General features: G+C 54.7%; 22 protein-coding genes and 1 pseudogene. 12 read left to right on the top strand and 11 right to left on the bottom strand.

Going from position 1 to position 24,421, the window contains the following annotated elements; genetic code table 11:
• Window positions 1–35 precede the first annotated feature (35 nt).
• The 3 genes from QWY27_RS01255 to QWY27_RS01245 are packed head-to-tail and all read left to right on the top strand — an operon-like array spanning window position 36 to window position 2,871.
• Entirely contained in the window at window positions 36–779 is a 744-nt protein-coding gene (locus tag QWY27_RS01255) for an aspartate carbamoyltransferase (RefSeq protein WP_290193944.1), read from the top strand.
• Window positions 776–2,089, top strand: a complete 1,314-nt coding sequence (locus tag QWY27_RS01250; protein WP_290193943.1) for a dihydroorotase — start codon at window positions 776–778, stop codon at window positions 2,087–2,089. Before QWY27_RS01255 ends, QWY27_RS01250 begins: the two co-directional genes overlap by 4 nt.
• Window positions 2,086–2,871: a lysophospholipid acyltransferase family protein gene (locus QWY27_RS01245; RefSeq protein ID WP_290193942.1), complete on the top strand. Its 786-nt coding sequence runs from the start codon at window positions 2,086–2,088 to the stop codon at window positions 2,869–2,871. The genes QWY27_RS01250 and QWY27_RS01245 overlap by 4 nt, the downstream gene beginning before the upstream one ends.
• An 8-nt stretch (window positions 2,872–2,879) precedes the next feature.
• On the opposite strand, the gene QWY27_RS01240 is transcribed toward QWY27_RS01245, so the two are convergent.
• A complete protein-coding gene (locus QWY27_RS01240; RefSeq protein ID WP_290193941.1) occupies window positions 2,880–3,914 on the bottom strand; it encodes an amidohydrolase family protein in 1,035 nt (344 codons plus the stop codon).
• A gap of 125 nt (window positions 3,915–4,039) precedes the next feature.
• Here QWY27_RS01240 and QWY27_RS01235 point away from each other — a divergent pair, with 125 nt between their 5' ends.
• Window positions 4,040–4,894 (top strand): alpha/beta fold hydrolase, encoded by an 855-nt coding sequence (locus QWY27_RS01235; protein WP_290193940.1) that lies wholly within the window; start codon window positions 4,040–4,042, stop codon window positions 4,892–4,894.
• Window positions 4,895–4,912: 18 nt separating this feature from the next.
• Here the strand turns inward: QWY27_RS01235 and QWY27_RS01230 are convergent, their stop codons facing one another.
• From QWY27_RS01230 to mpl, 6 genes are read right to left on the bottom strand one after another with little or no spacing between them, the layout of a single operon-like run.
• Complete coding sequence (locus QWY27_RS01230) at window positions 4,913–5,749, bottom strand: symmetrical bis(5'-nucleosyl)-tetraphosphatase (protein ID WP_290193939.1); 837 nt, start codon at window positions 5,747–5,749, stop codon at window positions 4,913–4,915.
• Window positions 5,746–6,924: an LPS export ABC transporter permease LptG gene (gene lptG / locus QWY27_RS01225; RefSeq protein WP_290193938.1), complete on the bottom strand. Its 1,179-nt coding sequence runs from the start codon at window positions 6,922–6,924 to the stop codon at window positions 5,746–5,748. Before lptG ends, QWY27_RS01230 begins: the two co-directional genes overlap by 4 nt.
• 21 nt (window positions 6,925–6,945) lie before the next feature.
• On the bottom strand, window positions 6,946–7,839 hold the full coding sequence (aroE, locus tag QWY27_RS01220; protein ID WP_290193937.1) for a shikimate dehydrogenase: 894 nt from the start codon (window positions 7,837–7,839) through the stop codon (window positions 6,946–6,948).
• Between the two features lies 1 nt (window position 7,840).
• Window positions 7,841–8,737 carry a TonB family protein gene (locus QWY27_RS01215; protein WP_290193936.1) on the bottom strand — a complete coding sequence of 299 codons (897 nt, stop codon included), beginning with the start codon at window positions 8,735–8,737 and terminating at the stop codon, window positions 7,841–7,843.
• On the bottom strand, window positions 8,734–10,650 hold the full coding sequence (locus QWY27_RS01210; protein WP_290193935.1) for a ribonuclease catalytic domain-containing protein: 1,917 nt from the start codon (window positions 10,648–10,650) through the stop codon (window positions 8,734–8,736). The genes QWY27_RS01215 and QWY27_RS01210 overlap by 4 nt, the downstream gene beginning before the upstream one ends.
• Before the next feature lie 34 nt (window positions 10,651–10,684).
• Window positions 10,685–12,055, bottom strand: coding sequence for a UDP-N-acetylmuramate:L-alanyl-gamma-D-glutamyl-meso-diaminopimelate ligase (gene mpl / locus QWY27_RS01205; protein WP_290193934.1), 1,371 nt, complete (start codon window positions 12,053–12,055; stop codon window positions 10,685–10,687).
• Between the two features lie 31 nt (window positions 12,056–12,086).
• Between mpl and QWY27_RS01200 the strand changes: the two genes are divergently transcribed.
• The 8 genes from QWY27_RS01200 to QWY27_RS01165 all read left to right on the top strand — a co-directional run bounded on the left by QWY27_RS01200 (window position 12,087) and on the right by QWY27_RS01165 (window position 18,451).
• Window positions 12,087–12,743, top strand: coding sequence for a TlpA family protein disulfide reductase (locus QWY27_RS01200; protein ID WP_290193933.1), 657 nt, complete (start codon window positions 12,087–12,089; stop codon window positions 12,741–12,743).
• Window positions 12,744–12,806: 63 nt separating this feature from the next.
• Window positions 12,807–13,250: a type II 3-dehydroquinate dehydratase gene (gene aroQ, locus QWY27_RS01195; protein WP_290193932.1), complete on the top strand. Its 444-nt coding sequence runs from the start codon at window positions 12,807–12,809 to the stop codon at window positions 13,248–13,250.
• Window positions 13,251–13,267: 17 nt separating this feature from the next.
• Entirely contained in the window at window positions 13,268–13,723 is a 456-nt protein-coding gene (gene accB, locus QWY27_RS01190; RefSeq protein ID WP_290193931.1) for an acetyl-CoA carboxylase biotin carboxyl carrier protein, read from the top strand.
• Window position 13,724: 1 nt separating this feature from the next.
• Complete coding sequence (gene accC, locus QWY27_RS01185) at window positions 13,725–15,074, top strand: acetyl-CoA carboxylase biotin carboxylase subunit (protein ID WP_290193930.1); 1,350 nt, start codon at window positions 13,725–13,727, stop codon at window positions 15,072–15,074.
• 11 nt (window positions 15,075–15,085) lie between these two features.
• Window positions 15,086–15,988 carry a 50S ribosomal protein L11 methyltransferase gene (prmA, locus tag QWY27_RS01180; RefSeq protein ID WP_290193929.1) on the top strand — a complete coding sequence of 301 codons (903 nt, stop codon included), beginning with the start codon at window positions 15,086–15,088 and terminating at the stop codon, window positions 15,986–15,988.
• 9 nt (window positions 15,989–15,997) lie between these two features.
• A complete protein-coding gene (locus QWY27_RS01175) occupies window positions 15,998–16,969 on the top strand; it encodes a zinc-ribbon and DUF3426 domain-containing protein (protein ID WP_290193928.1) in 972 nt (323 codons plus the stop codon).
• A gap of 10 nt (window positions 16,970–16,979) precedes the next feature.
• Window positions 16,980–17,921 (top strand): carbohydrate kinase family protein, encoded by a 942-nt coding sequence (locus tag QWY27_RS01170; RefSeq protein WP_290193927.1) that lies wholly within the window; start codon window positions 16,980–16,982, stop codon window positions 17,919–17,921.
• Window positions 17,922–17,944: 23 nt separating this feature from the next.
• Window positions 17,945–18,451 carry an outer membrane lipoprotein gene (locus QWY27_RS01165; RefSeq protein ID WP_290193926.1) on the top strand — a complete coding sequence of 169 codons (507 nt, stop codon included), beginning with the start codon at window positions 17,945–17,947 and terminating at the stop codon, window positions 18,449–18,451.
• A 15-nt stretch (window positions 18,452–18,466) separates the two neighbouring features.
• Here QWY27_RS01165 and QWY27_RS01160 read toward each other — a convergent pair whose 3' ends face one another.
• The 4 genes and pseudogenes from QWY27_RS01160 to QWY27_RS01145 all read right to left on the bottom strand — a co-directional run bounded on the left by QWY27_RS01160 (window position 18,467) and on the right by QWY27_RS01145 (window position 24,071).
• Window positions 18,467–19,039, bottom strand: a complete 573-nt coding sequence (locus QWY27_RS01160) for a YggT family protein (protein WP_290193925.1) — start codon at window positions 19,037–19,039, stop codon at window positions 18,467–18,469.
• Window positions 19,040–19,183: 144 nt separating this feature from the next.
• Window positions 19,184–19,647, bottom strand: a pseudogene (locus tag QWY27_RS01155) (histone H1-like repetitive region-containing protein).
• Between the two features lie 276 nt (window positions 19,648–19,923).
• A complete protein-coding gene (locus tag QWY27_RS01150; RefSeq protein WP_290193924.1) occupies window positions 19,924–21,129 on the bottom strand; it encodes a ribonucleotide-diphosphate reductase subunit beta in 1,206 nt (401 codons plus the stop codon).
• 20 nt (window positions 21,130–21,149) lie between these two features.
• Entirely contained in the window at window positions 21,150–24,071 is a 2,922-nt protein-coding gene (locus QWY27_RS01145; RefSeq protein ID WP_290193923.1) for a ribonucleoside-diphosphate reductase subunit alpha, read from the bottom strand.
• Between the last annotated feature and the right edge of the window lie 350 nt (window positions 24,072–24,421).

The raw sequence follows: 24,421 nt of genomic DNA, 5'->3' as shown, positions 1-24,421 counted from the left end.
AAGTTCAATTAAGTTCAAACCAGTTTGATGCCTACATGCGCCATCCTCAACTCAATCCGCGCGGCGAACTCAAGCATCTCATCACGACAGAGGGGCTCTCCCGAGCCTTGTTGACGCGTATTCTTGATACGGCTGAACTTTTGAGCGCATCCACTCAGCCTCTTTCGACTGCCCTCCCGAAGGCTATCGAGCTCCGATCTTATCAAGACAGTGGCGCGCCGTATTTGGAGGTGCAGCAGGCCGGACTGTTGCACGCAAAAGGGCTTGATGCGTTGGTGCATTTGATCAACGCGGGAGATGGTTGTCATGCCGAGCCTTTGCGTGCATTAGTCGATATGTACATCATCCGGCAGGTCAAAAAAGATTTCTCCCATCTCACTGTTGTGCTGGTCGGGGATCTTGTGCGCTCGCGCGTGGCGCGTTCGAATATTCATGCTCTTACAACCCTTGCGGTCGCCGAAGTGCGTGCGGTGGGACCTTTGACGCTTCTTCCTGAAGGGTTGGCTCAATTAGGTGTGCGTGCGTATACAAGTTTGGCTGAAGGTTTGATGGGTGCGGATGTCATTCTCTCGTATGACCCATCCCCTGCCTGTATTGAAAGTGCTTGTATTCCGTCACTTAGGGAATATAAAAAGTGCTTTGGCTTGAATGAAGAAATTCTCGCCTGTGCTCAATCTGATTGTTTGGTGATGACAGAGGAGATGACGGATGCTCGTGAGGCGATCGCCCGGGCCGTTCAGGCGGCGGTTGTGCAAATGATCACGGCGGCCTCGGTATGAAGCTCTTGATTCGGCAAGGACGTATCATCGACCCAGCAAATGGAATCGATGCTGTAGGTGATGTCTGTATCGCGGATGGAAAGATCGTATCAGTCGGTGTCGCCGCACAAGGATTTGTTGCAGAGCGTGTATTGAATGCGAAGGACAAACTGGTGCTACCAGGCTTGGTTGATCTTGCCGTGCGGTTGACTGCGCCTGAACGGGAATCTGTCGAGTATTCAGTAGCTGGACAAATCAACCCTGAAATACGCGCGGCAATCTCCGGTGGTGTGACAAGCGTGGCGGTCCCTCCAGAGGCTCATCCGGTACTTGATACACCCGAGCGTGTACAAGCCTTTAGAACACACATGGATGCGCAGTCTGTTGCCCTGGATCAGCAAGGCCTCAAGGTCTATCCTTTGGGTGCGATGACAACACGGTTGGCTGGAAAGCACCTCACAGAAATGGTTGGACTGACTGAGGCAGGCTGTGTGGCATTGTCTCAGGGAGATACGCCTATTCAGGATACCGCAGTGTTATTGCGCGCGATGCAATACGCAGCAAGCTTTGGCTACGCGCTGTGGGTGCGGCCACAGGACCCTTGGCTATCTCGAGCCGGTGTGGTGGCCAGTGGCGCCTATGCTACGCGTCTGGGGCTCGAAGGCATTGCGGTCGAGGCAGAAACGATTGCGCTACAAGCACTCCTATCATTGCAGCGTGCGACGGGTGTACGTTTGCATGTGTGTCGTTTGTCGAGCGCACAGGGGGTCGCGCTTGTCAGAGCTGCCAAAAAAGAAGGCCTGGCGCTCACCTGTGATGTGGCAGCCAACAACGTGCATCTGACTGATATCGACATTGGTTTTTACGACACCAATTTGCGACTGGATCCTCCCGTGCGGGGGCAACGCGATCGGGATGCGCTTCGACAGGGACTGCTGGATGGCACGATTGATGCGGTGTGTTCGGACCATACGCCGCTGCCTGAAGAGGCGAAGCTGCGGCCCTTTGCGCGGGCGGCATCTGGCTCGATCGGTGTGGAGCTACTTTTGTCGCTCATTCTGAAGTGGGCGCAGGAGGCAAGGGTGCCCTTGACAGAGGCCCTCAAGCTTGTGACGTACACACCCGGCGCTGTGTTGGGTGCGCCAGTCGGTACGCTCAGCGTGGGTGCCTCAGCTGATCTGTGTATCGTCGATCCGCAGGACTATTGGATCGTGTGTCGCGAGTCGTTGTTGAGTCAGGGTACACACACGCCATTTTTGGGCAGAGAGTTGCCCGGTCGCGTTCAGACGACTGTGCTGCGCGGAGACATTGTTTGGGAACGATCTGTTTGAAAGTGTTTCGCTTTGCCTTGAGAGCCACTGTGGCTTTGTCCTGGGTATTGATCGGATTGTCGATCCTCGCCTTGATCTTTCCCCTTGTCAGTCGTTTGAAGCGGCTGGAAATTAAGCGGCGCTGGTCAGGTATCTTGCTGCGGCTCTGTGGCGTTCAGGTTGCACACTCTGGTTCGCCTTTGATGCAAGGACCTGCGTTGTGGGTGATCAATCATGTTTCCTGGTTGGACATCTTTGCGATCAACCAAGTGCGGGCCGCTGTGTTTATCGCAAAGAGCGAAATCCGTCGCTGGCCGTTGTTGGGCTGGTTAGTCGCAGGGGCTGATACGATCTTTATCGAGCGCGCCTCGCGACATGCTGTGCAAAAAGTGGGCCGGGCCATGCAGGATAAATTTGAGTCTGGCCAGGTGGTCGGTTTGTTTCCGGAGGGAACAACCTCCACTGGTTATGACTTGTTACCTTTTTATGCCAATCTTTTTGAGCCGGCGAGGCGAGCGGCCGTCCCCATACAACCCGTGGCATTGTTATTTTTCCATCATGGCAGACGCAGTGATTTCGCAGCCTTTGTAGGCGAAGAAAATTTGATGCAGAACCTCTGGAGAGTGCTGGGGGGCCAGGGTATTTCTATTGAGGTCGTGTTTTTGCCGCCGATCTGGTCGCCAGAAGAACCGGTTGTGCCCACGAGAGCGGAACTTGGACGCCGTGCACATCAAGTGCTCAGAGAAGTCGTCCTGAGGCGGTCCGCCTCAGGAGAGATCGAGCCAAGCACGCAAGCGGACTGAGTCTGTACTCAGCAGCTTTGGCAACGTGGGTGTGCACGCAGACGTGCATACACGCCGAGCGCGTTGTGAGCGAAGATTTTCTTTTTCTGGGAGTCGTCGGCCGAGGGTGATGCCTCGATATAGCGGCGTGTATCGTCGAAATAGAAATTGGTCACTGGATCGATTCCCTGAACGGCACCCACTGTTTCCGAAGCGAACAGGATGTTCTTGTTGGGTACAACCCGAAGCAGCAAATCGATACCGGGCTGATGATAGACGCAGGTATCGAAAAAGACGTTGTTTAGTACTTTTTCCTCCAGCGAGGAGATTCCCATGTCCAGGGCCATGCCGCGATAGCGACCCCAGTGGTAGGGCGCCGCGCCACCACCATGGGGAATGATGAACTTCAGTGTCGGGAAGTCTTTGAAAATATCTGAGGTCATGAACTGCACAAAGGCAGTTGTGTCGCCATTGATATAGTGGGTAGCGACCGCATTGAAATGTGGATTGCAGGATCCGCTGACGTGAATCATGGCTGGCACGTCGAGTTCGACCATTTTTTCGTAAAGCGGATACCACCATTTTTTATCCCAGAGCGGTGGATCACTCCAGCGCCCACCGGTTGGATCGGGATTGATGTTGGCGCCGATAAAGCCGAACTCTTTGACACAACGTTCGAGCTCTTCGATGACGCGCTTGCCGGGTGCGACCCCGGCGGCCTGAGGGAGCTGGCAAACGCCAATGAAATGATCGGGGTAGAGCTTGCAGACGCGATGGATGAGTTCGTTGTTATAACGTGCCCAGACAACGTTAGTGTCCTCGTTGCCCATGTGATGGTCCATTGCAACCGCTTTGGGCGAGAAAATCGTCATGTCTATGCCGCGCTCTTTCATGATGCGCAGCTGGTTGTTGTCGATACCATGACGGATTTCGTCGTCGGAGACGGCGGGTGGGGGTGTGGTGGGCGCCTGGCCGGTGCGTTGAAACTCTGCGATTTGATCCGCACGAAATTTAGCGACTTGGGGAGGGGTGGTGGTGAAGTGACCGTGGCAATCGATAATCATGTTTAGGCTCTGTAAACGATGAAAAAGAGCACTGTACACAATTTTAATGAGTTTGACGGACTTGTCCCTTGGGATAATATCAGGCACATCAATTTTTACCTTTTGCCCTACAGGAAGCCCTTTTCATGTCCAGCCCCGTGAATCAGCTCACTCTTGATTGGATCGCCGAATTTGAAAAACGCGCGGTCCATCATGTTGTCCAGGTTGGCGAACAACAGGTGAGCTGGCGACAGTTTGGCGAGGGTACGCCCCTGGTCCTGATTCATGGTGGACACGGAAGCTGGCTGCACTGGGCGCGTAATATCGAAGCCCTGTCTAAAAATTTTTCGGTGTGGGTTCCCAATCTCGCTGGTTATGGTGATTCAAGCGATCCCATGTTCGGCGATTTCGAGACCATGGTCGAGGTGACGGCTTCTTGTCTGACCCAACTTTTTGGCGCTGAGACGCCTGTTGATTTGGCAGGTTTTTCTTTTGGCGGCCTGGTTTCCGCCAACGTCGCCGCCAAAGGTTTGCCTGTGCGTCGTTTGGCTTTGCTCGGACCGGGCGGGCATGGCGGACCGCGTCGAGAGCGCGGCAAACTGATCAACTGGAAGCGCGCCGAGACCGAGGAGGCGTTTCTGGAGGCGATGCGCTTTAACCTCTGGGCACATATGATTTATGCCGATGAGCAGATCGATCCCTTTGCCTTGGGTATCCATACTTATTCATGTATCAACACCCGCTTCCGCAGCCGTGGAATCTCTGGTCGTGGTCTGTTAGGTCCTGCGCTCGATCTCTACAAGGGCGAGACTTTCCTCATCTGGGGCGAGCACGATGTCACGTGCACGCCCGAATACTTGATGACGAATATGGTGGAGGGGCGGGCCAGGCGCCATGGTGTCATCTTGCCCGATGTTGGACATTGGGTGAATTTCGAGGCCTCTGAACCTGTAAATGCTTTATTGAACAACTGGTTTCTTGAGGGCCAGACGCCCGCATAGGGATCGCACTTTCAGTCTCTAGTCTTCGAACGGATCAAGCGTTTGTGCACAAGGCACTTGCACGACAGCGTGGTCTTGCAGCCGCACTGCCGTCAAATGTCCGCCCCAAAGGCAGCCGCTGTCCAGGCAGATCACATCGCTGTCGAGTTTGAGGCCAAGAGTCGACCAGTGTCCAAATACAACCGTCACATCGCGAGTGGCACGTTTAGGCAAACTAAACCAAGGCACGAGTGACTTGTCGTCTTTGGACGGCTCGGTCTTGAGAGTCAGGTTCATTCGACCTTGTTTGTCGCAGTAGCGCAAGCGTGTCAGTGCATTGATGATCACACGTAAGCGATCCGGACCTTTGAGGCGCTCATCCCAATGATCAGGGGTATTGCCGTACATGGATTGCAAATGTTTTTTCCAGTCCGGACTTTGCAACGCGCTTTGTACTTCGGCTGCGAGTGCGAGTGTTTGCTCGGTATCCCACTGTGGCAGGACGCCAGCATGCACGAGCAGATGTCCAAAGCCGTAATGCGCCAGCGGTTGCTTGCGGAGCCAGTCGATGATGTCTTGCGCATCGTCGGCTGCGAGCACTTCATCAAGCGTGTCTTTTTTACCGTTTTTGCGAACACCGGCCGCCATCGCCAGCAAGTGCAGATCGTGGTTGCCTAACACCACGGTAGCTCGCTTTCCAAGCGACATGATGCGTCTGAGTGTGGCGAGCGATTGAGGACCACGGTTGACCAGATCACCCGCAAACCAGAATTGCGCGTCGGCATCCTCCTGAATCTCGGGTTGAGATAAGAGTGTCTCAAGGGAGCCGCAACACCCTTGAATATCTCCGATCATCCAAATGCTGGACATGCTCATACGGGGGACTTCTTCCAGACAGAGCGCGTGCGATTGCGATTGGCGATCGCGTTACGATTTTCCATGGTAAAGACTGCTGTGAGTGCAAGAATCATGGCGCCGATATTTGGCAGCAGTGCGGTGACGATGGGTGACCAGTTATAGAGCAGGCTGACGTTGAGCGCGAGCTGATTGATCATGAAGAAACCGGTGCCTAGCAAAATCCCCAAAAAGACCTTTGCACCCACACCACCGCGGCGTGTTTGCATAAAACTGATCGGTGCGGCGATCGTGAGCATCACCAGAAGCGTGAACGGGTAGGCGAGCTTGCGCCAGATTGCCACGATCTGGCGGTCTGCCTGCAACTGGTTGCGATCGAGGTAGTCAATGTAGTCACTCAAGGCAAGCATGGACATGCGTTCGGGGGTCAGAATCCTGGCGACGAGGCGTTCAGCTGTCAGAGAGGTATCGAAACTACGCTCGGCAGTCTGCGTGATGGTCACCGCGGGCGTCGAGGAGACCTTCGCATCGGATAGCGTTTTTTCAATCGAAGGAGAGATGTGATTTTCTGTGACTTTTTGCATCACGAGCTTGCCATCGGTAAAGCGACCGGACGCAGACTGTGCCACGAGTGAAAGTTTTTGACCATCAGGAAACTCGTAGACGCGCAGGTTGGCAACATTACCTGAAGAGAGCAAGTTGCCGACATTGATGATACGCATACCCCCGTTTGGTGTAGGTTCCTTGAACCAGTACCCGCTGGATAAACGGCCGCCTTCGACTTTGCCACGCATCAACAGGTTGGTTTCACTACTTTTGATTTCGGCAATGGGAGTCAGGAATTCGGACAAAATCAGCGCGCCGAAAATGATGGGTAACGAGACAGTCCACAGCATTTTTAACAGTCCGAATCCACTGACCCCGGACACCCGCAAGATCACCAGCTCATTGCGTTGAGCCAGGCTCGAGAGGGCCAAAATGGCGCCAATCAACACTCCGATCGGGAGTAGGTCGTAGAGCCGCGTCGGAATGGAGAGTACCTGGAGGTAAAACAATGCTGTCAGAGGAAACGTGTCGCCTACCGTGTCGAGCTCATCCACCAGGGTAAAGAAGGTGAACAGTCCCAATAAGGCGATCAGCACCACTGAAGTGGAGCGGTAGATTTCTTTGGCGAGGTAGCGTCGGGCGGTTCTCATAGGTACAAGTGTAATACCCAATCAGGATTGGCTGATTTCAGCCCGCAAAGACGCCAGCACGGGTTGGATATCGGGTCGTTTTCCATGCCAGATGAAAAAACTCTCGGCAGCCTGTCCAACCAGCATGCCCAAGCCATCGCTCAAGTGGGTCGCACCATCTGCCTTTGCCTGGAGCATGAAGGCAGTTGGTTGTGCGGCATACATCATGTCATAGGCCCATGCATTCGGGGCGTAAAGTCCCGAGGGCAGAGCGGGTGCCAAGCCCTCCAAACTACTGGCACTCGCATTGATGACGACATCCCAGCCGGAGGAGTTGGCTGCGTCAGCCAGACTCCCCGCTGTCAAGCGCTGTGCGGGGATGGATTCGTTGGCGTGCCATTCGGCAGCGAGGGCATGCGCGCGTTCGGCTGTCCGATTGACGATATGTAGTCTCGCGCAGCCTGTATCGAGTAGCGGCCCCATGACGCCTTGCGATGCGCCGCCAGCACCCACTAACAGGATGCGCGCGTCTTTACACGGCACGCCTAGCTGTTTGAGGTCGGAAACCAAACCCACACCATCCGTGTTGCAGCCATGCAGGGAGCCGTCGCGCATCCAGAGTGTGTTGACAGCCTGCGCTTGGCGCGCGCGTGCACTGAGATGCCTGCGCGCCAATTCCCATGCCTCGAGCTTGAAAGGAACGGTGACATTGAGGCCGCGCCCACCCGACGCGAAAAACTGTTCCACGGTCTGTTTAAAACCATCAAGCGGTGCTTCCAGGCGCTCGTAAATCAGTTTGATCTCGGTCTGCGCGGCAAATTGCGCATGAATGGAGGGTGAGCGGCTGTGCTTGACTGGATGGCCGACGACAGCAAAGCGTGCAGTGTTCGCGTCTGTTGGGCCAGAGGTGGGTCTGATTTTGACGATGAGCGCCATGCTATTTGGTCTCCAGAGTACCGTTTACAAAATGCCAGGTTCGGGTCAGTACGAGTTGATCGATTTTTCTGGCCATGTCCGGGGGAAAGGGTGCGAAAGGGGCTGAAAGCTGGGCGATGCGACGCACCGCCTGATTCAGTAAAGGCTGATTGGAAGGTCGATTGATTGTGAGATCCGCGATGGTGCCATCCGATCGAATGGTGAGCGTGGCCTGAACGCTGCCATAGGACTTTCCGTCTACGCCGCTTGGGTAATGCTCGGTGCCGATTTTTTCAATGCGCTGGCGCCATTGGTCAATATAGGTTGCATAGGGCGTCTGGCGGGCCGAGACCGCGTTGAAGTGTTTGCGTGGCTGCGCATTCTCGCGTTCGATACGTTGTTTGAGTATCGCGATTTGTCCGTTTAAAACCAGACTATCTTGATCCGTTTCGTCTTCTCCTGCTGTTTCGTTTGACTCGGCCGAACTGCTGTTTGGCGGTCTGCGAACAGTGCGTTGTTGAGAAGTGAGTTGCGTGAGCAGTTGCTGTTGCTGAAGTTCGAGTTGCTGCTTTTGTTTGCTCAATGCCTCCAGCATGATAGGTTCGGCGATATCTCCGGAGTAAGGCACCTGCGTGGTCATATATCCCCGCTCAGACGTCCCCCCTCCGTCGACATTGACTTGTGCAAGCAATTGGGCCGCAGTGGGTTCGCTCTGCGTCGCGGCATTGACGAGTACGATTTCCAGTTCGGATGGTTTCGGTAGCGGGGCAGGCGGTGTCGCCCTATGCCAGGCAAGCAGCGCCATATGCGCCGCAATAGACAGCAACAAACCCCAGCGCAAGAAACGCTGTTGAGCGATTAACCAGTTCGTCAGATCTGGTGTCGTCGCTGCCAGGGGAGCGGAGTTGCTGATGTTCACGTTATTTGTGTCAGATCCTCGGGCGGTTCGTTTTCAATACAGGCAACATACTGACAATCCATTTCGAGCGCCAATTCATCGAAGCCATTGATTTGAAGGGTGATGCGCTGCCCTCTGTCCAAAGCAGGGAGGCCGGCCAGGCGAATGACCAAGGGTGCACGGCTGAGTCGGACCAGATCCTCTTTGAGGACGGTGGCTTCACATTTGGTGATTTGTTGCTGTTGTAGCCAACGCAAACACCAATAGCGTTCCATATTGTTTTGAAAGTCATGCCATGCGACATATTGTGACTCAAACCCGCCAATGATGGCGAATAAATCCGCGTCCCGCGGTTTGAAGGGCGCGACCAGTGGTGCTGAGACGCCATGATCAATCGCGGCAATCAATTGCCATTGATTGACGAGATCCACGTATCGACGCAAGGGCGAGGTGCACCAGGCATATTGCGGCACGCCGATGGCTTCATGGGGAAGCGCATGCGTGCTCATGCGTACGCGACCTGTTTGTTGAGAGCGGTAAATTCCCGGCAAGCCATGCGTCGAGAGTAAGCCTCCCCAGGTGCTGTTTGCCAGAATCATGTATTCGGCGACGAGTCGATCCAGGGGCGCATTTCTCAAGCGTGGCACGATCCGCACAGTTGAGCCGGGATCATCGGGATCACCGTCAACATAAAAACTGTATTCCACGCGATTATTGTTTTCAGGTTTGCCCCGGACAATTTCGCGTTGCTTGCACAGCGCGAGCGCGAGTTGCCAGAGCGGACGGATCCAGTCGTTATGGGGGAGTTCAAGGGTCGGATCCGCCAGCGATTCTTCGGTGATGAATGCGTCGAGCGCATTGTGGCGAAGATTGGCTCGAACGCTCACGCGCTCGAGGCGTGTCTCGTGCGAAAGAATTTCCCCCGTCTCAGGATTGGCGATCACATAAAGCGATAGTGCCGGCACGGGCCGTCCTTCATCCAGTGAAAAAGCCGCGATCACCTCATCGGGTTGCATGGGGATTTTGTCCCCCGGCATGTAAACCGTGGACATTCGCGCACGCGCAAGTTTGTCCAGTGCGCTGTCTTTCGTGACGGACAGTCCCGGCGCTGCGATATGAATACCGACCCGCAATAGGCCATCGGCTAAGCGGGTGACAGACAGTGCATCGTCGATCTCTGTGGTGCTGATGTCATCTACTGAGTAGGCATCGACCTCCGCAAGCGGCAGTTCGCGCCCGATATCAGGTACCTCGCAAGGAGCAAAACCAGTGCCGCGCGGGAAATGGGTTGTCAGAAAACGCCCCTTGTGCAGTGCCAAAGCATGGGGCCAGGCACCTGACTCAAGCAGCAGCCGCTCGGGTGACGTTTGTCGAAGGGCGCACGCCGCTTCAAGCGCCTTCCAGACCTGAGAGTTTTTGTCGGGTTTGGTGACCAGCGACATCGCAGCCTGTGCGACTTCATCGGGGAGTTGTCCTGCAGCGATTGCTTGCGCCCACTCGTCTGTTTGGGCCGCAGCGCGTTGCTTCTTTTCCTGCGCGGCAAGTGCGGCTTGCAAAATCTCTGGCGGGGCCGCGCGATAGCGCCCACGCCCACGTCGGTGAAAATAGATCGGAGCCCCATGTAGTCTGAGCAGCAGCGTTGTTTTCTCCAGCGTACTGGGCGCATGCCCAAAATACTCGGCGCCCATCGTGTCAATATCAAACTCTTCTGTGGGGGCGCACTCCCACAAAAAAGGCAGATCAATGTCGATGGCAAGTTGCTCTGCCGCTGCCATCAGCTCGTCCGGTTTTGGACTGGCGAAAGTAAAGAGGCAATTTGCACGTTTCACTTTGCTGCGTTTGCCCGATTCCGACTCGACCTGCAGGGTCGCTTCGGCTTCAGACATGATGTGGCCTGTTTTAAAGGCGCCATCTTCTTCGTATAAAACGTACATGAATAAGGTGTTCCGGTGAATCAGTGAAGGGGCTTCAGACAGGCAAGGCGGCGAGCGCCTCGAGCAGTCGACCATGCACGCCGGCAAAACCACCGTTGCTCATGACGACAATATGATCGCCGGGTTGTGCGCTGCGCGTGACAGCCTCGATAAGCGCCTCAATATCGTGATGTGCCTGCATGCGCGCACCAAGCGAGGCGAGGACTTCGGCCGGATCCCAGCCGAGTGCTTGCTTACCCTCGCGTTGACCAAAACAAAAGACCAGGTCGGCGTCTGAAAGCGCAGCGGGCAGGCGGGCAGCCATCGTGCCAAGTTTCATCGTGTTGGAGCGTGGCTCCAGCACTGCAAGGATGCGTGTTGCGCCGACTTGCGCGCGCAAACCGGCCAATGTTGTTGCGATGGCCGTCGGGTGGTGCGCAAAATCATCGTAAATCGTGATCCCGCGAACCGTGCCGCGAATCTCCATACGACGCTTGACGCCACTAAACGTGCACAGTGCGGCGATACTTGTTTCGGGCGCTACGCCCACGTGCTGGGCCGCAACAATCGCCGCCAGCGCATTGTGCTGATTATGCAGGCCCGTCTGCGTCCAGGTGATCGTCCCAATCTTGTGGCGACCCTTTAACACCTCGAACGAGACGGCATCGAGCGTCCGCGTGTGCCAAGCTTCAGGCGTATTGATTGCCTGGTGTTCCGCCCAGCAGCCTCGTGCGATCACTCGAGCGAGCGCTTCATCGCCCGCGGGCGTGATGACTAACCCGCTACGTGGAACGGTGCGCAATAAATGATGAAACTGCGTCTCAATGGCCGCCAGATCAGGGAAAATATCCGCATGATCGTACTCGAGATTATTCAGGATCGCAGTACGAGGTCGATAGTGCACAAACTTCGAACGCTTGTCGAAAAAAGCCGTGTCATATTCATCGGCTTCAATGACAAATAATGATTGGGCCGCATCAAGCCGTGCCGAAACTTCCAGTCCGGGGGCGACGCCGCCAATCAGGAAGTTTGGCTTTTTATCCGCGCATTGCAAGATCCAGGCCAGCATGGAGCTGGTAGTGGTTTTGCCGTGCGTACCGGCGACAGCCAGAACATGCTGGTTCTGCAAGACAAACTCACCCAACCACTGCGGGCCTGAGGTGTAGGGCAGCCCGGCATCCAGAATGGCTTCCATCAATGGATTGCCGCGCGAAACCACGTTGCCAATCACAAATAAGTCGGGCTTCAGGGAGAGCTGTTCGGGTTGAAATCCCTCGATCAAGTCGATCCCTTGCTCTTCGAGTTGCGTGCTCATCGGCGGGTAGACGCCCGCATCGCACCCTGTGACGCGATGTCCGGCGGCGCGCGCGATGAGCGCCAGTCCACCCATAAACGTGCCGCAAATTCCCAATATATGCAGATGCATGACCAATCTCCTGCCCGCATTGTAGAGGCAGATGTCGACAAGTTTGGTGACCGGCAAGCGGCGGTGGTTTCTACCAAGATTCAGTCTTGGTGGCGCTATGATGTGGATTATGAAGAGAAGAACCATCATTTTTGGCGGGGCGGGTCTGGTGGCGATCGCCACGACGGCTTGGTTCGCCTTTCAATCCACTTCGCGGCGTGCGCCTGCCGCGAATCGCGCGGTCAGCCTGCCAGGTGCCGGGGCGCGCAAAGCTGAACCCAATCCCCGTGCGCTATACGAGGCGACGCTTCCTGACCTGGAGGGCAAGGCCGTTGCCCTCAGCCAGCTCAAAGGCCGACCTGTGGTGGCTAATTTTTGGGCAACATGGTGCGCCCCGTGCGTCGAAGAGATGCCGCATCTTGAGGCTTTGTCAAAATCTCTGCCAAATATTCAATTTGTCGGTATTGGCATTGATACTGCTTCTAATATAAAGCAATTTGTTGCTAAAATACCTGTATCGTATCCTTTGTATGTTGCGGGTCACTCCGGTATTGCGCTTGTTCGAGAGTTGGGCAATGCAGCAGGCGGCTTGCCTTTTACGGTGTTGTTGGACGCAGAAGGCCATGTTTTCGACACAATTCTTGGTCAAGTCTCCCCCGAGGATCTGCTTCTTCGGATTGAACGCTTGGTTGCAAAATCAAAGACGTAGATAGACAAATGGCGTGAATTGGCGTAAAAATGCGCACCTGATCATTGCTTTTGGCGATACGGCATGGCACAACACCTACTCGTTTTGAATGGCCCCAACCTGAATATGCTCGGGCTGAGGGAGCCGCATCTCTATGGGCACACGACCTTGCCCGAGCTCGAGTCGGGTCTGGTGCGTCTTGCGCAGTCGCTTGGTGTCAAATTATCCACCTATCAGAGTAACCATGAAGGCGCGCTCGTTGATCGCATTCAAGAGGCACGGACCGACGGCACGGATTTCATTATTGTGAATGCCGGTGCCTACACCCACACGAGCGTTGCGATTCGCGATGCCTTGGCGGGTGTCAAGATCGCTTTTGTAGAGGTACATCTTTCAAACGTCTACAAACGCGAGCAGTTTCGCCATCACTCATACCTGTCAGATTTAGCGGTCGGTGTGGTGGCGGGTCTCGGCCCCTCAGGGTACGAGGCTGCAGTACGCTTTGCCGCTCAATACGAGCCCATCTAGAACCTTACGGAAATACTATGGATCTGAGAAAACTGAAAACCTTGATTGACCTGGTGGCCGAGTCGGGCATCGCCGAGCTCGAAATTACTGAGGGCGAAGGCAAGGTCCGAATTGTCAAGTTTTCGCAGGCAGTTCAGCCTGTTGCTTATGCGCCTGCGCCACAATATGCGCCTGCCCCTTCGGCCGAAGTCGCGCCTGCCGCCGCAGCGGTCGCCCCTGTGCCCGCCGCAGCAGCTGCTGGGCACACGGTCAAGGCTCCGATGGTCGGTACGTTCTACCGCGCCCCGAATCCAAGCTCCCCCGCGTTCGTCGAAGTCGGCCAAACAGTCAAAGAAGGCGAGCCCTTGTGCATCATCGAAGCGATGAAGCTGCTCAACGAGATCGAGGCGGACAAGTCTGGCGTGATCAAGGAAATTCTGGTTCAAAACGGTGAACCGGTCGAGTACGGCCAGCCACTCTTTGTGATCGCTTGATATGTTTGAAAAGATACTGATCGCCAATCGAGGCGAAATTGCGTTGCGCATTCAGCGCGCATGTCGTGAAATGGGCATCAAGACCGTCGTCGTCCACTCCGAAGCCGATCGTGACGCCAAGTATGTGCGCTTAGCTGACGAGTCCGTCTGCATCGGTCCACCGGCTTCGCGTGATAGCTATCTCAATATGCCGGCCATCATTGCCGCCGCAGAGGTGACGGACGCCGAGGCAATCCATCCGGGCTATGGCTTCTTGTCTGAAAACGCTGATTTTGCCGACCGTGTTGAAAAAAGCGGCTTTGTTTTTATCGGCCCCCGTCCAGAGTCCATTCGCTTGATGGGCGATAAGGTGAGTGCCAAACAGGCCATGATCGAAGCTGGGGTACCCGTGGTACCAGGCTCGGCAGGCGCCTTGCCGGATGACTCCAATGAGGTGCTGCGGATTGCGCGCGAGGTGGGCTATCCGGTCATTATTAAAGCTGCGGGCGGCGGCGGCGGTCGTGGCATGCGTGTGGTGCATACCGAGGCGGCCTTGCTCAATGCTGTCACCATGACCAAATCAGAAGCGGGTGCGGCGTTCAACAATCCCGAGGTGTATCTCGAAAAGTTTCTTGAAAACCCACGCCACATCGAGATTCAGGTGCTAGCCGATGGCGGCAAACATGCGGTTTGGCTCGGTGAACGAGACTGCTCCATGCAGCGTCGTCACCAAAAAGTGATTGAGGAAGCGCCTGCGCCCGGAATTGAGCGAAAGCTGATTGAAAAAATAGGCGAACGTTGCGCCGAAGCGTGCCGGAAAATCGAATATCGCGGTGCAGGAACTTTTGAGTTTCTCTATGAAAATGGCGAGTTTTATTTCATTGAAATGAACACGCGTATTCAGGTTGAGCATCCCGTCACAGAACTCATCACGGGGATTGATCTTGTGCAGCAACAGATACGTGTGGCTGCGGGCGAAAAATTCCAGCTTCGCCAAAAGGACATCACGTTCCGTGGCCATGCGGTCGAGTGCCGGATCAATGCCGAGGATCCCTTTACCTTTATGCCAAGCCCCGGACGCATCACCAATTGGCACACGCCCGGAGGCCCCGGTGTGCGGATCGACTCCCACGTGTTCAATGGTTACTTCGTACCACCGAATTACGATTCCATGATCGCCAAGGTGATTACCTATGGTGACACACGTGCGCAGGCCGTCGCCAAAATGTCGATTGCGTTGTCGGAAATGGTGGTTGAAGGGATTAAAACTAATATTCCTCTTCACCGTGACCTGATGGCGGATGCCAAGTTTGTTGAGGGAGGCACCAGTATTCATTATCTCGAACACAAGCTCGCCTCTCGTACCGAGTAACGGAAATCACGATGCGTGAACTGGTTCTGCTGTGTCCCGGCTCTCTCGCGGAGCCACTTTCTGACGGCTTGCTTGAGTCGGGTGCCTTGTCTGTATCCGTCGAAGACGCGGATCTGGACACCGACGAAGAGCAGCCTCTTTTCGGAGAGCCCGGAAGCGAACCCAACACGCAAGTCTGGACACGCAATCGCCTAGTCGTCTTGTTGGCGGATGGAACTGATCCGGAGCAGTTGCTGGCCAGCGCCCGCGAGGATCTGGATACAGAGACTGATTTACCGTGGCATTTGCGTGAAGTGCCCGATGCGGATTGGGTACGCCTCACACAATCACAGTTTGGTCCAATTTCAGTTGGCGAACACATTCTGATTGTTCCAAGCTGGCATGCTGATCAGATGCCTGAGACGCCTGTTAAAGGTCGGATTGCCATTCAGCTCGATCCGGGTTTGGCTTTTGGTACTGGCAGTCATCCAACGACACATCTTTGCCTAGAGTGGTTGGCCAATGAGCTGCCAACAGGCTCAACCGTACTTGATTATGGTTGTGGCTCGGGCATTTTGGCGATTGCCGCCAAAATGCTGGGTGCCGCGAGCGTCACGGGTGTCGATATCGATGAGCAGGCCGTTCAGGCAACTGTCGCAAATGCCTTGGCCAATCAGACTGTGGTCAATGCTCAAATGCCCGAAGGTTTGCTTGACGGGCAGTTTGACGTCGTGGTGGCCAATATTCTTTCCAATCCTCTCAAGGTGTTGGCGCCCATGCTGTCTACGCGCGTGCGTTCAGGCGGCCATCTTGTGCTGTCGGGTGTGCTGGAGCGTCAGGCTTTGGAAGTCGCGCAGGCTTATGCGCCTTGGTTGCCGATGTCTGTCTGGCAGGCCCGTGATGGTTGGGTCTGTCTGGCGGGTTGCAAGCCCTGAGGTGTTGCGATGAGCCTGGTGACACGCTGCCCAAAGTGCCACAGTGACTTTGTCGTCAAGCTTGAGCAGCTTCAAGCCCTCGACGGCTTGGTTCGTTGCGGTGCCTGCGCGCACATCTTTGATGGCTTCGCCTCGTTACAAAGCGAGCTTCCGACTCTGACACAACGGCCTGCATCTTCAACAGATGCGTCCGCAGTGCTGACGCCGCGTGCAGAGCCCGCCGAACCAGCCGTTCTGCGTCAGCGGACTGAGAGGGTGGAACAACCTGTTTTGAGCGCACGCGCTGCGCCCGAGGTACCCTCAGTCCTGAGATCGCGCCCGGAGTCGACAAGGGAGCCGCTCAGGGAGCCGCAAAGGAAGTCGCAAACGGAGCCGCACAGGGAATCGCAATCATCAGTGACGATACTCGGAGAGTCGCGGTTGCGTGTTGAGGGCGCATCAGTGGGGCGGACCCAGCCTGAATTTCTGGTAGACGAGGTGGACACGCCGAGACTGATGTATTTGCTGTGGGGTTTGGCGAGCGCGCTCGCACTTGCCTTGCTGCTGATTCAGCTCGCCTATGTTTACCGCAACGATCTTGCCACGCAGTTTCCTTCCTTGCGTCCTGCGCTGCAGTCACTTTGCACGACACTGAAGTGCGATGTGAGCTTGCGCCGTTATCTTGAGCGAATCTCGGTTTCAGTCACGGCCTTCGAACGTCAGGCAGGCGCTGACCAAGAAGGACGGCCCGTCGAGATGACTCTGCGGTTTTCTTTGCGTAATCGTTTAAATCAGCCCCAACCCTGGCCACATCTCTCGTTAGAGCTCACGGATGCCTCTGGTACGGTTGTATTGAGAAAACGCTTGAGTCCAAATGAATATCTGCCCAAAAGCCTAGTCGACCAGCCTTTCGCCAAGGGACAGGAAGTCAATCTTGTTTTGCCCGTATCTGTCACAGGCTTGCAGATCAACGGCTACACACTTAAACCCTTTTTCCCCTGAGGCATTCAGCATGACATCGCCAGTTTTGATTTGTGGTTCGGTCGCATTCGATACGATCGCGGTTTTCGAAGGTCAATTTAAAGAGCATATTTTGCCCGACCGTATCCATGCGCTAAGTGTGTCTTTTTTAGTGCCCAGAATGCGTCGTGAGTTTGGAGGGTGTGCGGGCAACATCGCCTACAACCTCAAACTGCTGGGCGGTCATCCTATTCCTGTGGCCACAGTGGGCGAAGACGCCTCGGATTATTTGCAGCGTTTTAAACAGCTCGGCATCGAGGTCAAAATGATCCGCAGCCTGCCAGAGACATTGACCGCTCAATGTTTTATCACGACAGATTTGGACGATAATCAGATCACGGCTTTCCATCCCGGTGCGATGGATCGTTCATCGGAAAACGATTTGACCGGTCATCATGCTGCCTGGGCGATCGTCGCTCCTGACTCAAAGGCAGGCATGATGGCGCACGCCAAGCGTTTGCACGCCCAAGGCACGCCTTTTATTTTCGATCTTGGTCAGGCGATGCCGCTGTTCGATGGCGCAGATATCCTCAGTATGCTCAACCTGGCTCAGGCGCTGACAGTCAATGACTACGAGGCAAGCGTTGTGGAGCAACGAACCGGCAAAACAATCACAGAGTTGGCCAAGAGTCTGCGCGCTGTTGTCGTGACACGTGGTGGAAATGGTGCGACACTTTACACAGAGGGGCAGGAACATCACATCGATCCAGTCAAACCCCAGGGACTTGTCGATCCTACCGGTTGCGGCGATGCGCATCGAGCGGGCGTGTTGTACGGCTTGACACAAGGCTGGAGTTGGATTGATGCCTGTAAACTTGGAAATCTGATGGGCTCGATTAAGATCGCTTCCCGCGGCCCGCAAAATCATGCGCCGAGTCGAGCCGACATCGATGCGATGCTCAAAGGCCATTTCAATTTGCAATTGCCTGTTTGAGTGTGTTTGAAAGGAGTTTTGTCATGAACAGCCGGTCTTTTTTGCACACCTCCACTCGCATGCGTTTAGCGACAGGCGCTGTTGCGCTCACCGCTGTCATGCTGGTCTCCGGTTGCGCCAAGCCTTCCGCTTCTGCCAACGTGTATAACTACAACCAGACACAACGTGATCAAATTGTGCGTAACGGTACGGTGATCAACGTACGACCGATCACGATCCAGAGCGATCAGACTTCAGGTGGCGGTGCGATCGCCGGTGGCGCGGTCGGTGGTGTGGCGGGCAGTGCAGTGGGTGGCGGCACAGGTCGCACGCTGGCGATTATTGGTGGCGCACTGTTGGGCGCGCTCGCTGGAAACGCAGTAGAAGATCAGATGGGTAAGAAAGATGGTCTGGAGATCACCGTTCGTTTGGATAACGGTGAGACCCGGGTGATCGCGCAGGAGGCCGATTTACCGATCATGATGAACCAGCGTGTTCAGGTGATTAGTGGTGCGGGACCCACGCGTGTGGTCCCGCTTAGTGGCAGTTAAAAAGTCGCAAGCGGACTAGAGAACGATCAGCGGAAAGAGCTGGTAAATGATACGGGTAACAACCATGATGGCGATTTGAGCCAGAATCAACAACACCAAGGGTGACAAGTCAATGCCACCCAGGCGCGGCATGATGCGCCGAATCGGCTCAAGCAATGGCTCTGTCATGGTACGCAGAACTGGCATGATAGTCGCCATGGGGTTGATCCAAGATAAGATAGCCTGAATCAAGGTCAGCCAGATGATCAGATTGAGTGCCCAGCGCCCCACTGTGGCAAACCCTGCACCAATGATGCCTGGGATCAGTTTGACCGGCAGCATGCTTGCGGTTGAGACAAACCACAACAAAACGAGATAAACGATCGCGGCAAGTACTGCACCAAGCAGGGTTGCCCAGTCAATACCACCACCTGTAGGCACGATCCGTCTCAGCGGCCCTACCAGCCAGTTGGTCGCCTGATAGATGGCCTGAGAAATTGGATTGAAAGGGTGGAGCTTGACAGCTTGGAGCCAAGCGCGCGCAAGGAGCACCGCACCGATCAAGGTAAAGCCGATATCGAGCAGAAAGCGTAGGATTTCGCCAATCATAAGAAGGTGTGTCCCGAATGGAGAAATAGATTCGATATTGTCGCATGCACTGCAGTGTGCGTGTCGGACAGACTTTTGTGGAAAGGATAAAAAAAGCCGTCTGGCGAACCAGACGGCTAGAACTAACTGACCTTAGCTAAACGCTCAGGGACGGCCACCCGTTGGAAAGGGCCACGACGCTGCAGGGTTCAGGGCAGTTTTTGCACCTGGCGCTGCGGCGGTCGAGGGGGCGGCGGCTGCCGGCTTTTGAGCTGCGGGTTTTTTAACTATTTTTTTTTTGCAGCAACTTTTGTAGCTGCTGGCTTTTTAGCAACGGCTTTTTTGGCCGCAGGCTTTTTAGCTGCCGCTTTCTTTGCTGCGACTTTCTTGACAGCTTTCTTTGCTACTTTTTTAGCAGCAGGCTTTTTAGCAGCGACTTTTTTAGCAGCTGGCTTTTTGGCCGCGGCTTTTTTCGCTACTTTCTTGACTGCTTTCTTTGCTGCGGGCTTCTTAGCAGCGACTTTCTTTGCTGCTGGCTTCTTTGCAACGACTTTCTTTGCTGCAGCTGCGGGCTTCTTTGCGGCTGCTTTCTTTACTGCTTTCTTTGCTGCTTTTTTGGCTGTTGCCATGGTAATACTCCTTAGTTCAGGGTCCCAAACATTAAAACCCGTGCTCGACTCCGCCCACCATGGGAGGATGTGTCGCCCGAGTTATTCATCGTCACAAGCCACTACCATACTGAGGTAGTACGTTGATTTGTGCTGATGAATCCGGCACAGCCATTTGAACTGCCTCTCGTTCGAGACGCGAACCAATTCAAATGGCACCAGCTGGCGGGTTTAGCCGCCGACTGGCAAGTACAAAGTGAGACTGAAACGCTGACTAGAGACTTATTCCCAATTGGCTTATTCCCAATTGAGCGCGCCCCCGGTCTGATATTCAATCACACGTGTTTCAAAGAAATTGCGTTCCTTCTTCAGGTCAATCATTTCTGCCATCCAGGGGAAGGGGTTTTCTTCCTGGGCAAACAGAGGTTCGATACCGATCTGCTGGCATCGACGATTAGCGATAAAGCGCAGGTATGACTTGAACATCGGCGCATTCAGACCCAGCACGCCACGTGGCATGGTGTCTTCGGCGTAGGCGTATTCAAGATCCACCGCTTTGGCGAACAGCGCGCGAATTTCTTCGCGGAAGGCTGGTGTCCAGAGTTGGGGGTTTTCGAGCTTGATGGTGTTGATCAGATCGATACCGAAATTGCAGTGCATGGATTCATCACGCAGGATGTACATGTACTGTTCAGCAGCGCCAGTCATTTTATTTTGGCGACCCAGCGCAAGGATCTGGGTAAAGCCAACATAAAAGAACAAGCCTTCCATCAGGCAGGCAAACACAATCAGGGACTTCAACAGCTTTTGATCCGCTTCGAGTGTGCCAGTTTTGAAGTTTGGATCCGCGATTGCATCGATGAAAGGAATCAAGAACTGATCCTTGGCGCGAATCGAGGGAACTTCGTTGTATGCGTTGAAAATTTCTGATTCATCGAGATCCAGGCTCTCGACGATGTACTGATAAGCGTGTGTGTGGATCGCTTCTTCGAAAGCCTGGCGCAACAGGAACTGACGGCACTCGGGCGCCGTGATGTGGCGATAGGTGCCCAGTACGATGTTGTTGGCCGCCAACGAGTCGGCTGTCACAAAGAAACCGAGGTTGCGCTTGATGATGCGACGCTCGTCTTCGGTCAATCCGTTTGGATTTTTCCAAAGCGCGATGTCGCGCGACATGTTGATCTCTTGCGGCATCCAGTGGTTGGCGCAAGTCGCGATGTACTTTTCCCAGGCCCACTTGTATTTAAAGGGCACAAGTTGATTGACGTCGGTCTGTCCGTTGATGATGCGTTTGTCGGCAACATTGACACGTGCGGCCGGGTTGGGGGCCACAGGTGACTGCGTCAGCCCGGGTGTCGGTAAAGCAGTGTCACCAAATACACCGGTTGCTGCGCGCGCAGACATGGTGGCAGCGAGTGATGCGGGTCGCACTGAAGAAAGTGCCCCACCTGCGCCAACTGGCGGGGCGGTAGTCGTTGTAGGTTCGTCGTTCCAGCTAAGCATGATATTTTTCCGGTGGCGGTTTATTGGCAGGCTTCGCACTCTTCGAAACCTGGATCGCCAGGTCTCATGGTGCAGGCCGCCCCGAGAATTTCAGGTTCGGGTAAAGCGGAGGTTGCCGCTGCAGAAGCAAAGGTACCGCTGGTCGAGCCAGCACCCGATACATTCACTGCGTTGAGCTCACCGCCACGCCCAGTTGATTTTTCAGCGCTCGTCGCACCAAGCGTACGCAGATAATAGGTGGTCTTGAGACCACGCAACCATGCAAGCTTGTAGGTGTCGTCGAGTTTCTTGCCGGAGGCACCGGCCATATATATGTTCAGTGACTGTGCCTGATCGATCCACTTCTGGCGACGTGCCGCGCATTCGACGATCCAGCTAGGCTCAACTTCAAAAGCTGTAGCGTATAGGGTTCGCAAATCGGCCGGAACGCGATCTATGCGGGACAAGCTGCCATCGAAATATTTAAGATCGGCGACCATCACTTCATCCCAAAGGCCAAGTTTCTTGAGGTCACGGACAAGGTGTTCGTTGACAACTGTAAACTCGCCGGAGAGGTTCGATTTAACGTACAAGTTTTGATATGTTGGTTCAATGCACGCAGACACGCCAATAATATTCGAAATTGTTGCAGTTGGGGCAATTGCAACGCAATTTGAATTACGCATGCCCTGTCGTTTGATGCGTTCACGCAACGAATCCCAATCCATCGTCATCGATTCATCAACTTCAACATAGCCACCACGATGTTCGCGCAGCAGTGCAATCGAGTCATGCGGCAAGATGCCACGCGACCACAACGAACCTTCGAAGCTTGCGTAACGACCACGTTCGGCCGCGAGATCGCTTGATGCGCTGTAGGCGTAATAGCAAACGGCTTCCATTGAACGATCTGCGAATTCGATGGCTTCTTGTGAAGCATATGGCACGCGCATCAAGTGCAGGCAGTCCTGAAAGCCCATCATGCCCAGACCAACTGGACGGTGACGCACGTTGGAGTTGCGCGCTTTCGCGACAGCGTAGTAGTTGATGTCGATCACGTTGTCGAGCATGCGCATTGCGATCTTGATCGTGCGCTGCAGTTTGTCGTGGTCCAGTGACATCGAGCCATCGGCGTTTTGTTTGAGATGCGCAGGCAAGTTGACCGAACCGAGGTTGCAGACCGCGATCTCAGAGTCGTTGGTGTTGAGCGTGATTTCAGTGCACAAGTTCGAACTGTGCACGACGCCAACGTGCTGTTGAGGCGAACGGATGTTGCAAGGATCTTTAAACGTGATCCATGGGTGGCCGGTTTCGAACAGCATGGACAACATCTTGCGCCACAGATTGATCGCGGGCATTTTCTTAAAGAGAGTCAAGTCACCGCGTGCGGCCTTTTCTTCGTAGCCGATATAGGCTTTTTCGAATTCGGCGCCGACCTTTTCGTGCAAGTCAGGGCAGTCGGAAGGTGAGAACAGGGTCCAGTCGCCACCTTCGATGACGCGCTTCATGAACAAGTCTGGAATCCAGTTGGCCGTATTCATGTCGTGTGTGCGACGACGTTCGTCACCGGTGTTCTTGCGCAGCTCGAGAAACTCCTCGATGTCCAGATGCCAAGATTCGAGGTAGCAGCAAACCGCGCCTTTGCGCTTGCCACCCTGGTTGACGGCAACGGCGGTATCGTTCACGACTTTCAGGAAGGGGACCACGCCCTGGCTTTCGCCGTTTGTACCCTTGATATGACTGCGCATCGCGCGAACAGGTGTCCAGTCGTTGCCCAGACCACCGGCGTATTTCGCCAACAGGGCATTTTCTTTGATGGCCTCGTAGATGCCATCAAGGTTGTCGGAGACGGTTGTCAGGTAGCAAGAAGACAGTTGCGAGTGCAATGTGCCGGCATTGAACAGTGTCGGCGTTGAACTCATGAAGTCAAACGACGACAGGATTTGGTAGAACTCGATCGCGCGTGTTTCGCGGTCGACTTCACCGATTGCCAGTCCCATGGCCACACGCATGAAGAACACTTGTGGAAGTTCGATACGCCGACCGCGGATGTGCAGGAAGTAACGGTCATAGAGGGTTTGCAAACCCAGATAGTCAAATTGCATGTCCCGGCTGGCATCCAGCGCTGCGGCCAGACGTGGCAAGTCGTAGCGCGAGAGTTCTGAATTCAGCAGGCCGGCCTCGACGCCGCGCTTGATGAAGGTCGGAAAATAGGTCGCATAGCGCGTGGCCATGTCTTCCTGGGAAGTTTCGTCAGACAGCACTTCCTTGCGGATGGTGTGCAGCAGAAGGCGAGCGGTGACCTTACTGTAGGCGGGGTCGTTTTCGACCATCGAACGGGCTGCCAGGATCGCGGATTTGTAGACCTCGTCGACCGGAACACCGTCGTAGATATTCTTGAGGGTTTCTCTTTGGATCGCGGCAGTGTCAACGAAATCACCCAGTCCGAAGCCTGCGGATTCGATGGTTGCCTGGAGTTTTGCCAAATCCAGAGGCTTACGAACGCCTCCGTCAACGACATGCAGCGTGGTGGCTTCAGCCGGGGCTTGTTCAATATTGGATTTCGCGCGTTCTTGGGCGCGTCGCTCGCGATACAGCACATAGGAACGGGCGACATCGTGTTCGCCTGAGCGCATTAGTGCGAGTTCGACTGCATCCTGCACGTCTTCAATATGGAACGTGCCACCGTTGGGGCGGCTGCGCACCAAGGCTTGAACCACTTGACGCGTCAGGGAGTCGACCAGCTCGCGTACGCGAGCCGAGGCTGCGCCTTGACCGCCATTCACAGCCAAGAAAGCTTTGGTCATGGCAATGCCGATCTTGCTCGGCTCGAAACTCACTACTGCGCCGTTTCGGCGGATGATGTGGTACTGCGTCCAGGTGGCCTCTGTAATGGGCGCGTCTGTGTAGGAAAACTGTTGTGTCGCTTCGCGATGAGACACTGAACTGGTGGAAGTTTGCATTTGGGCTCCTGCAAGGTGAATGGGACACACGTCCCACTCGAATTCGGTCATGGCCAAGCATGTAGGCTTCAGGTTGCTTGCGCGGGAGCTGTTAGGCATCTTGGCAAGCGACCACTACATGTAGTGTTTTATTATCGAATGGATACTAATTCTAGTGTTTGTGACAGGTTGAAGCAATAGATAAATTTCATCTTTTTTTACTATCGTTAACCCTATGCGGGTTGAAAGTGTGGTGTAAAAGCCAATCTATAGAGTCACGGCAGGGGTGTTTTTATTAAATAAAACAATTAGGTACCCGTTAACGTTCAAATATGTAGCACTATTCCACTTTCAATTTGTGTTTTTTTCGG

The sequence above is a fragment of the Zwartia vadi genome, assembly GCF_030410375.1.
Taxonomy (GTDB): Bacteria; Pseudomonadota; Gammaproteobacteria; order Burkholderiales; family Burkholderiaceae_B; genus Zwartia; species Zwartia vadi.
This window is presented reverse-complemented; position numbering and strand designations above follow the sequence as displayed.

Bases quoted from the DNA above. Each gene is read 5' to 3' on its own strand.
- QWY27_RS01255 (WP_290193944.1), top strand. From the start codon at position 36: ATGCGCCATCCTCAACTCAATCCGCGCGGCGAACTCAAGCATCTCATC.
- QWY27_RS01250 (WP_290193943.1), top strand. From the start codon at position 776: ATGAAGCTCTTGATTCGGCAAGGACGTATCATCGACCCAGCAAATGGA.
- QWY27_RS01240 (WP_290193941.1), bottom strand. From the start codon at position 3,914: ATGATTATCGATTGCCACGGTCACTTCACCACCACCCCTCCCCAAGTC.
- QWY27_RS01235 (WP_290193940.1), top strand. From the start codon at position 4,040: ATGTCCAGCCCCGTGAATCAGCTCACTCTTGATTGGATCGCCGAATTT.
- QWY27_RS01230 (WP_290193939.1), bottom strand. From the start codon at position 5,749: ATGAGCATGTCCAGCATTTGGATGATCGGAGATATTCAAGGGTGTTGC.
- lptG (WP_290193938.1), bottom strand. From the start codon at position 6,924: ATGAGAACCGCCCGACGCTACCTCGCCAAAGAAATCTACCGCTCCACT.
- aroE (WP_290193937.1), bottom strand. From the start codon at position 7,839: ATGGCGCTCATCGTCAAAATCAGACCCACCTCTGGCCCAACAGACGCG.
- QWY27_RS01210 (WP_290193935.1), bottom strand. From the start codon at position 10,650: ATGTACGTTTTATACGAAGAAGATGGCGCCTTTAAAACAGGCCACATC.
- mpl (WP_290193934.1), bottom strand. From the start codon at position 12,055: ATGCATCTGCATATATTGGGAATTTGCGGCACGTTTATGGGTGGACTG.
- QWY27_RS01200 (WP_290193933.1), top strand. From the start codon at position 12,087: ATGTCGACAAGTTTGGTGACCGGCAAGCGGCGGTGGTTTCTACCAAGA.
- aroQ (WP_290193932.1), top strand. From the start codon at position 12,807: ATGGCACAACACCTACTCGTTTTGAATGGCCCCAACCTGAATATGCTC.
- accB (WP_290193931.1), top strand. From the start codon at position 13,268: ATGGATCTGAGAAAACTGAAAACCTTGATTGACCTGGTGGCCGAGTCG.
- accC (WP_290193930.1), top strand. From the start codon at position 13,725: ATGTTTGAAAAGATACTGATCGCCAATCGAGGCGAAATTGCGTTGCGC.
- prmA (WP_290193929.1), top strand. From the start codon at position 15,086: ATGCGTGAACTGGTTCTGCTGTGTCCCGGCTCTCTCGCGGAGCCACTT.
- QWY27_RS01175 (WP_290193928.1), top strand. From the start codon at position 15,998: ATGAGCCTGGTGACACGCTGCCCAAAGTGCCACAGTGACTTTGTCGTC.
- QWY27_RS01170 (WP_290193927.1), top strand. From the start codon at position 16,980: ATGACATCGCCAGTTTTGATTTGTGGTTCGGTCGCATTCGATACGATC.
- QWY27_RS01165 (WP_290193926.1), top strand. From the start codon at position 17,945: ATGAACAGCCGGTCTTTTTTGCACACCTCCACTCGCATGCGTTTAGCG.
- QWY27_RS01160 (WP_290193925.1), bottom strand. From the start codon at position 19,039: ATGATTGGCGAAATCCTACGCTTTCTGCTCGATATCGGCTTTACCTTG.
- QWY27_RS01150 (WP_290193924.1), bottom strand. From the start codon at position 21,129: ATGCTTAGCTGGAACGACGAACCTACAACGACTACCGCCCCGCCAGTT.
- QWY27_RS01145 (WP_290193923.1), bottom strand. From the start codon at position 24,071: ATGCAAACTTCCACCAGTTCAGTGTCTCATCGCGAAGCGACACAACAG.